Origin of the sequence: Streptomyces mutomycini, from assembly GCF_001700505.1 — a bacterium.
GTDB lineage: Bacteria > Actinomycetota > Actinomycetes > Streptomycetales > Streptomycetaceae > Streptomyces > Streptomyces mutomycini.
On the sequence record NZ_MAPV01000004.1, the window covers coordinates 1 to 9,524 of the forward strand.

Below are 9,524 nucleotides of genomic sequence, written 5' to 3' on the forward strand. Positions count from 1 at the left end.
CCAGTTCTGGGAAGCCGTCGAGGGCGAGAACCTGGACGCCCTCATGCGTACCCTCGGCGGGACGCAGAGCGAGTCGGCCCTGCAGACGGTTCTGCCGGCACTCGCGTCCTGGCGACGTGAACGCCGTAACGGGTCCGTCATCGACGGCTGGCGCTATCGCATCGACTGGACCCCGCTGGCGAGGGCGAAGTCCTCGAGCCTTTCCGGGCAGTGGATCGTGCTGATCCCGGAAGCGCTGCGTGACGACGCGACGGTCCTCGCTTGTGACGCGGCTCTGGCGGAGCACGGAGCGCGCGTGACGACCCTTGTGGTGTCCGCGGGGGAGTCCGACCGCGACACGCTGGCCGGAAGCATCCGACGGCTCCTCGACGCGAGCGGCGGCGAAGTGGCCGGTGTGCTGTCGTTCCTCGGGGCGGACGAGACCCCTGACCCCGTGCATGCTGCGGTGCCCGCCGCAGTGACATCGACGCTGGCTCTGGTGCAGGCGCTCGACGCCGTGGAGCTTCAGGCCCCGCTCTGGTGCGTCACCAGGGGGGCCGTGCAGGTCAGCGAAACGACCGATCGCACCGTGAGCGTTGCCCAGGCGCAGGTGTGGGGGATGGGCCGGGTCGTCGGACTGGAGCGGCCCGGCAACTGGGGCGGCCTGATCGACCTGCCGGCCGAAGGCGTCGACGCACGCATCACCGACAGCCTGTGCGGCATCCTGTCCGACGCGGCCGGTGAGGACCAGGTCGCTGTGCGCACGGCGGGAGTCTTCGGCCGCCGACTGGCTCGGGCTCCCCTGAACGGAGCGGACCCCACCGCCCCGTGGAACGCCGAAGGCACCGTGCTGATCACGGGCGGTACGGGTGCCCTGGGCGGGCATGTGGCCAGGTGGCTGGCCGGGCGGGGCGCGGAGCGGCTCGTCCTCACCAGCCGGCGGGGGACAGCAGCTCCCGGCGCGGCGGAACTGGAGGCCGAGCTCACCGCTCTGGGCACCAAAGTGTCCGTCGTCGCCTGCGACGTCTCCGACCGGGCCCAAGTGGCCGAGCTGGTCGGACGGCTGAGCCAGGAGGGCAGCCCCGTCCGCAGCGTCATCCACACCGCCGGGATCAGCGACAGCGTCGCCCTGGCAGACACGGAACCGGCCGCGTTCGCCGATGTGCTCTCGGGCAAGACGGCCGGCGCCGCCCACCTGGACGAACTGCTCGGCGGAACACTGGACGCCTTCGTCATGTTCTCGTCCATCGCCGGGGTGTGGGGGAGCGCGCGCCAGGCCGCGTACGCGACCGCGAACGCGGCACTCGACGCGCTGGCGATCCGACGCCGCGCCCAGGGCTGGGCGGCCACGTCCGTGGCATGGGGACAGTGGGCCGACAGCGGAATGGCCGCAGGTGAAACCGGCGAGCAGTTGACCCGGCTCGGGCTGGCTCCGATGGATCCCGGCCTGGCGGTCGCCGCCCTGCAACAGGCGATCGAGCACGACGAAGCGCCGATCGTCACGGTGGACGTGGACTGGTCACGGTTCGCCACAGCGTTCACGACCCTGCGGCGGAGCCCGCTCATCGCCGGCCTGCCTGAAGTGCGGGCAGCGCTGACGAGTACCGAGGAGTCCGCCGAGACCGAGGGCGCAGGCACGGCAGATGCGCTGACCCGGCGGATGCTGGATCTCTCCGGGCCCGAGCGGGACCACCTGCTGCTCGAACTCGTACAGGAGCGAGCGGCCACCGTGCTGCGGCTCGACACACCGAACGCGGTACGCCCCAACCGGGCCTTCCGAAACCTCGGTTTCGACTCACTGACCGCGGTGGAGCTGCGCAACCAGCTCGCGGAGGCTACCGGTCTACGGCTTCCGGCCGCGCTGGTCTTCGACCACCCGACGCCCACCGCCCTCATCACCTACCTGCGGGGCAAGCTGCTTCCGGAGGCCGGCCGGGCCGGCGGTGAGGACTCCGTGGCGTACGGAGACGTGGACGAGGCCGTGGTGCGCAGTGCCCTGGCCTCCGTGCCGCTGGACCGGCTCAGGGCAGCCGGACTGCTGGACACCTTGATGACGCTCGCGGATGAACACGGCGGAGCACTGGCTCCCTCGCCCGCGGGTGACGACAACGACTCGATCGACGAGATGGACGCCGAGAGCCTGATCCAAATGGCTCTGGGCAACGGCGATTCCTGATGATGCGCGAAGTGTGGAGTTCATGATGGCTAGTTCGGGTGACAAGGTTCTCGAAGCGCTGCGCGCGTCTCTCAAAGAGGTCGACCGGTTGCGGAGGGAGAACACCCAGCTCACCGGCGCGGCCAGGGAGCCGATCGCGATCATCGGGATGAGCTGCCGCTACCCGGGTGGGGTGGCGAGCCCCGAGGACCTGTGGCGGCTGGTCGCCTCCGGTACCGACGCGGTGGGCGCGTTCCCGACCGACCGTGGCTGGGACCTCGATGGGCTGTACCAGGCGGGCGGCGCCAACGCGACGACCTTCGAGGGCGGCTTCGTCGACGGCGTCACCGACTTCGACGCCTCGTTCTTCGGGATCTCGCCCCGCGAGGCGCTGTCCATGGACCCGCAGCAGCGCCTCCTGCTGGAGGAGTCGTGGAAGGCGCTGGAGCGGGCCGGGATCGCTCCGACCTCACTCCACTCCACCCAGACCGGTGTCTTCGTCGGCGCACAGAGCTCCGGCTACGAGACGAGCCTGCGCCAGTCCGACGACAACGTCGACGGCTATTACGTCACCGGCACCGCCGGCAGTGTCGTGTCCGGCCGCATCGCCTACTCGCTCGGCCTGGAGGGGCCCGCGGTGACGGTCGACACTGCGTGCTCGTCCTCGCTCGTGGCACTTCACCTGGCCGTCCAGGCGCTGCGGCAGCGCGAGTGCTCCCTCGCCCTGGCGGCCGGCGTGACCGTCATGAACAACCCCGGTGCGTTCGCCGAGTTCAGTCAGCAGGGCGGCCTCGCGGGTGACGGCCGCTGCAAGTCCTTCGCGGCGGCTGCCGACGGGACGGGCTGGGCCGAGGGCGTGGGCGTGCTTCTCGTCGAGCGGCTGTCCGACGCCGTACGCAACGGGCACAACGTGCTCGCGGTCGTACGGGGCTCCGCGGTGAATCAGGACGGTGCGAGCAACGGTCTGACGGCACCCCACGGCCCTTCTCAGCGGCGCGTCATCCGCGCGGCCCTGGCCAACGCGGCTCTCTCACCCTCCCAGATCGATGCCGTCGAGGCCCATGGCACCGGCACGGTGCTGGGTGACCCCATCGAGGCCCAGGCCGTGGTGGAGACGTACGGCCAGGACCGCCCGCAGGACCGCCCACTGCTGCTCGGCTCGATGAAGTCCAACTTCGGTCACGCACAGGCCGCTTCGGGCGTCGCGGGTGTGATCAAGATGGTCATGGCTCTGCGTCACGCCTCGCTTCCGCAGACCCTGCACGTGGACGAGCCGACGCCGCACGTCGACTGGTCGGCGGGGGCGGTTCAGCTGCTGACCGAACCGATGGACTGGCCGGAGACCGGTCAGCCGCGCCGGGCGGGAGTGTCCTCGTTCGGTGTGAGCGGTACCAACGCGCACATCATCGTGGAGCAGGCACCGGTGCGGGACAGCGCCGAAGGTGCCGACGAGACTGAGCCCGGCTGGGTCCCGCCGGTCGTCCCGTGGCTCGTCTCGTCGTCCGGCGCCCAGGCACTGCAGGCCCAGGCGCACACCTTGCTGGCGCACATGGAGACCGCTGACGTCCGCTCCTCGGGTTCGCTGGACATCGGCTACTCCCTCGCCGTCGGCCGCGCCGCACTCGAGCATCGGGCCGTTGTGATCGAGGCCGGGCGTGAGGAACTCCGCGACGGCGTAAGGGAACTGGCCTCATCCGGAGCCGGGACGCGGGTGGTGCGTGGTTCTACCGCACCTGGTGGTCTGGCGGTGCTGTTCTCGGGTCAGGGGGCGCAGCGGTCGGGTATGGGCCGTGAGCTGTATGAGGCGTATCCGGTGTTCGCGGATGCGTTCGATGCGGTGTGTGCGGAGCTGGACCGGCATCTGGATCAGCCGATCCGGGATGTGGTGTTCGATGGTGGTGAGCTGCTGGATCAGACGCAGTTCACGCAGGCCGGTCTGTTCGCGCTCGAAGTGGCGCTGTTCCGCCTGGTGTCGGCCTGGGGCGTCAAGCCCGATTACCTGCTGGGTCACTCGATCGGTGAGCTGTCGGCTGCGCATGTGGCCGGGGTGCTGTCGCTGGAGGATGCGGCCAGGTTGGTGGCGGCGCGTGGGCGTCTGATGCAGGCGCTGCCGGCGGGCGGGGCGATGGTGTCGCTCCAGGCAGCCGAGGACGAGGTTCTGCCGCTCCTGGCCGACGGCGCATCCATTGCAGCGCTCAACGGGCCGTCCTCGACGGTGATTTCGGGTGACGAGGACGCTGTCCTGGAGATCGCCGCGCACTTCGAGGCGGAGGGTCGTAAGACCAAGCGTCTGCGGGTCAGTCATGCGTTCCATTCGCCGCGCATGGACGCGATGCTGGAGGAGTTCCGCACGGTCGCGGAGACGCTGACCTTCCACGCGCCCGAAATCGCCATCGTCTCCAACGTCACCGGAGCGATCGTCCCGTCGCGCGAGATCCGCACCGCCGAGTACTGGGTGCAGCACGTCCGACAGGCCGTCCGCTTCCTCGACGGCGTACGCACCCTGCAGGACCAGGGCGTGACGGCGTTCCTGGAGCTGGGCCCGGACGGGGTCCTGTCGGCCATGGGCCAGGACTGCCTCACCGCCGACTCGGAGAGCCGTGTGTTCGTACCGGCCCTGCGCAAGGGGCGGGCCGAGGTGTCGGCCTGTGTCACTGCACTGGCCGAGCTGCACGTGCGTGGACAGGACGTGGACTGGACGCGATACTTCGCGGGCACCGGAGCGCGTCAGGTCGAGCTGCCCACCTATGCCTTCCAGCGTGAGCGCTACTGGCCGCATGTCCCCATGCAGCTGGACAGCGGGACCGCTGTCGTGGGCAATACTCCTGCCGAGGCGCAGTTCTGGGACGCCGTCGAGCGTGAGGATCTCGCCTCACTCGTCGATGCGATACGTCCCGAGGACTCCGCTGCGCTGGCCGGCGCACTGCCCGCGCTCTCCGCCTGGCGCCGTCAGAGCCGTGTCAACTCCACAGCGAGCGAATGGCGTTACGGCATCACCTGGAAGCCTGCCGCCCTCCCGACAGCGGGCCGGCTGTCAGGCGACTGGCTGGTCGTCGTGCCCTCCGGACACATGGGCAGCCTGCTCGTCACCCGTGCGGTCGAGGCGCTGACCGCACACGGCGCCAGGGTGATCCCGATCGAGGCCGATGCCGCGTCTGCCGACCGCGGCTCCCTTGCTCAGGCGCTGGACAACGCTCTCGCGCAGGACACACAGCCGGTCGGCGTATTTTCGCTGTTGGCCCTCGATGAGCAGCCGTCTCCCGCCCACCCGGTCGTCACCGCCGGCATGACAGGGACTCTGGCGCTCGTCCAGGCGCTCGGCGACACGGGAATCGACGCCCCGCTGTGGCTGGCGACCCGTGGTGCCGTGTCCGTCGGTCGCTCCGACCCGCTGGCCAGCGCCGTCCAGGCGTCGCTGTGGGGTCTCGGGCGCGTCGTCGGACTGGAGTGCGCCCACCGCTGGGGCGGGCTCATGGACCTCCCGGAGACCCTGGACGACCGTGCGGCGGCACGGCTGATCGGCCTCCTCGCCGACGGTAGCGAGGACCAGGTGGCGGTGCGCTCCTCCGGAGCCTTCGTCCGCCGTCTCGTACGCGACACCCGCCCCGACCTCGTCGGGCCGGTCTGGACACCGCAAGGCACCGCGCTGATCACCGGCGGAACCGGTGCGCTCGGCGGTCACGTGGCACGGTGGCTCGCCCGCAACGGCGTCGAGCACCTCGTCCTCACGAGCCGCCGCGGCCCGGACGCCCCCGGCGCGGCCGCACTCGTCGCCGAACTGGAGGAGCTCGGCACCAAGGCCACCGTCGTCGCCTGTGACGTGTCCGACCGCACGGCCGTGGCCGCGCTGATCGAAGCCTGCGACGCCGCGGCGGCCGACTACCCGGGCGCTGCGCTCCGGACAGTCGTGCACGCGGCAGGTGTCGCCACCGCGACCCTGCTGTCCGAAGCCACCGCCGACACGCTCGCCGAGGAGGTTTCCGCCAAGGTCGCGGGCGCCGTCCACCTGGACGAACTCCTCGACGGGCACGACCTCGACGCCTTCGTCGTCTTCTCCTCCGTCGCCGGAGTCTGGGGCAGCGGCGGCCAGAGCGGTTACGCGACAGCCAACGCCCACCTCGACGCGCTGGCACAGCGCCGCAGGGCGCGCGGCGTCCCTGCGACCGCGGTCGCGTGGGGTGCCTGGGCGGGTGGCGGCATGGCCGAAGGTGACGAAGGCGAGCAGTTGCTCCGCCTGGGCATCCGGGCCATGGCACCCGAGCCGGCGATCGCGGCCCTGCAGCAGGCACTCGACCGGGACGACACTCTGGTGACCGTCGCGGACATGGACTGGGCACGGTTCGTACCGGTGTTCACCGCAGCCCGCAGCCGCCCGCTGATCAGTGAGCTGGCCGAAGTACGGAAGGCACTCGCATCGTCCGCCCCCGAGGCCACGGACTCCGCCGCGGACGACGACTCGCCCCTCTGGAACCGACTCGCCGCACTGGCACCTGCCGAGCGCGCCGATGCTCTGACCGACACGGTTCGCTCCCTCGCCGCAGGCGTCCTGGGACACGCTTCGCCCGACGGGGTCGAGCGCGATCGTGCCTTCCGCGAGCTGGGGTTCGACTCCCTGACCGCCGTCGAACTGCGCAACGCACTCGTCGCCGAGACCCGCCTGCAACTGCCGACCACCATGGTCTTCGACCATCCGACGCCGACCGTCCTGGCCCGTTTCCTCGCAGCCGAACTCTCCGCACGATACGAACTGCCCGTCCTGTCGGGTACGCAGTCGAGGCTGTCGGCCACCGAGTTCCATGCGCCGGCGAAGGACGACGACCTCATAGCGATCGTCGGGATGAGCTGCCGATACCCGGGAGAGGTGGCGAATCCCGACGAACTCTGGCGACTCCTCGTCTCCGGCACCGACGGCATCTCTGAATTCCCGACCGACCGGGGCTGGGACCTGGAGGGCATCTACGACCCCGACCCGGCAAACCCGGGCACGACGTACACCCGTCACGGCGGCTTCCTTCACGAGGCGGGTGACTTCGACGCCGGTTTCTTCGGGATCTCGCCGCGTGAGGCGCTGGCGATGGATCCTCAGCAGCGGCTGCTGCTGGAGGCGTCCTGGGAGCTCTTCGAGGGTGCGGGAATCGATCCCACCTCGGTGCGTGGTGAGCAGATCGGCGTCTTCGCCGGTGCCTCCTCCTCCGGATACGGCGTCGGCATGGCGCAGGGCTCAGAAGGCAGCGAAGGGCACCTCCTCACGGGTACCGCGACGAGCGTGGTGTCCGGCCGCATCGCCTACATGCTGGGCCTGGAAGGTCCTGCCGTCACGATCGACACCGCCTGCTCCTCCTCACTGGTCGCCCTGCATCTCGCGGCCCAGGCGCTCCGCCAGGGCGAATGCACCATGGCGCTCGCCGGCGGAGTCGCGCTTCTCGCCAGCCCGACCGCGTTCGTGGAGTTCTCCCGGCAGCGCGGCCTGTCGGCGGACGGCCGCTGCAAGCCCTTCGCGGAGGGAGCGGACGGTACGGGATGGGCAGAGGGCGTCGGCATGCTGCTCGTGGAGCGGCTGTCTGACGCGCGGCGCAACGGCCATGAGGTCCTGGCGGTGGTGCGCGGGTCGGCCATCAACCAGGACGGTGCGTCGAACGGTCTGACGGCTCCGAACGGCCCCGCGCAGCAGCGCGTCATCCGACAGGCCCTGACCAGCTCCGGCCTCTCGGCCGCGCAGATCGACGCCGTGGAGGCGCACGGCACGGGCACCCGGCTCGGTGACCCGATCGAAGCGCAGGCGCTGCTCGCCACCTACGGTCAGGAGCGCCGCTCCGAGGACCTGCCTCTGTGGCTCGGGTCGATCAAGTCGAACATCGGCCACGCGGCAGCAGCGGCCGGTGTCGGCGGTGTCATCAAGATGGTGATGGCGATGCGGCACGGTGTGCTGCCGCGGACGCTGCATGTGGATGAGCCGTCGTCGCAGGTGGACTGGTCGGCCGGTGCGGTGGAGTTGCTGACGGAGTCGGTGGCGTGGCCGGAGACGGGTGAGCCGCGGCGGGCGGGTGTGTCGTCGTTCGGGATCAGCGGTACGAACGCGCACATCATCCTGGAGCAGGCTCCTGAGGTGGAGCCGGCGGACGCGGCGGGTGCCTCGTCGTTGCCGGTGGTGCCGTGGGTGGTGTCGGCGAAGACGTCCGAGGCGCTCGTCGCTCAGGTGGAGCGGCTTTCGGAGTTTGCTGCGGATCGGAATCCGGTGGATGTCGGGTTCTCGTTGGTGACGTCGCGTGCGGTGCTCGATCACCGTGCGGTGCTGATCGGTGACCGGACGGTCTCGGGCGCGGTGACCTCCGGGCGTACCGGTGTGCTGTTCTCGGGTCAGGGTGCGCAGCGGTCGGGTATGGGCCGTGAGCTGTATGGGGCGTATCCGGTGTTCGCGGATGCGTTCGATGCGGTGTGTGCGGAGCTGGACCGGCATCTGGATCAGCCGATCCGGGATGTGGTGTTCAAGGGTGGTGAGCTGCTGGATCAGACGCAGTTCACGCAGGCCGGTCTGTTCGCGCTCGAAGTGGCGCTGTATCGCCTGGTGTCGGCCTGGGGTGTGAAGCCGGATTATCTGCTGGGGCATTCGATCGGTGAGCTGTCGGCGGCGCATGTGGCTGGGGTGCTGTCGCTGGAGGACGCGGCGAAGCTGGTGGCGGCTCGTGGTCGTCTGATGCAGGCGTTGCCGGCGGGCGGGGCGATGGTCTCGCTCCAGGCTGCGGAGGACGAGGTCCTGCCGCTGCTGACCGACGGTGTCTCGATCGCAGCGCTCAACGGGCCCTCCTCGACGGTGGTTTCCGGTGACGAGGACGCAGTGCTGGCGATCGCCGCGCACTTCGAGGCGGAGGGCCGTAAGACCAAGCGGCTTCGCGTCAGTCACGCGTTCCACTCACTCCGCATGGACGCGATGCTGGACGACTTCCGCACGGTCGCGGAGACGTTGACCTTCCATGCCCCGCAGACCGCCATCGTTTCGAACGTGTCCGGTCGGGTCGTGTCTGACGAGGAGATGTGCTCGGCGGACTACTGGGTGCGTCACGTCCGTGAGGCGGTCCGCTTCCTCGACGGGATGCGGGCTCTCCGGGACCAGGGAGTGACCACGTACCTGGAGCTCGGCCCGGACGGAGTGCTGTCCGCGATGGGGCAGGACTGCGTCGAGGACTCGGTCTTCGTGCCGGCCCTGCGAAAGGACCGCGACGAGGCTCTGACACTCGTCACGGCCCTCGCCGAACTCCACGTACACGGACGGTCCGTCGACTGGGTGGCGTACTTCGCCGGCGTCGGCGCCCGCCGCGTGGACCTGCCGACGTATGCGTTCCAGCGTGAGCATTTTTGGCTGGAGTCTGTTGCGGCGGGTGTGGTTGATGGG

At 70.2% G+C, this 9,524-nt stretch carries 2 protein-coding genes; both read left to right on the forward strand.

The features are described from left to right. On the forward strand, positions 1-2,155 hold a 2,155-nt coding region (locus BFF76_RS00180; RefSeq protein WP_141695550.1), incomplete at its 5' end, for an SDR family NAD(P)-dependent oxidoreductase. Positions 2,156-2,168: 13 nt separating this feature from the next. Then, positions 2,169-9,524 (forward strand): type I polyketide synthase (locus tag BFF76_RS00185; protein ID WP_420877193.1); only part of this gene is annotated, 7,356 nt, incomplete at its 3' end.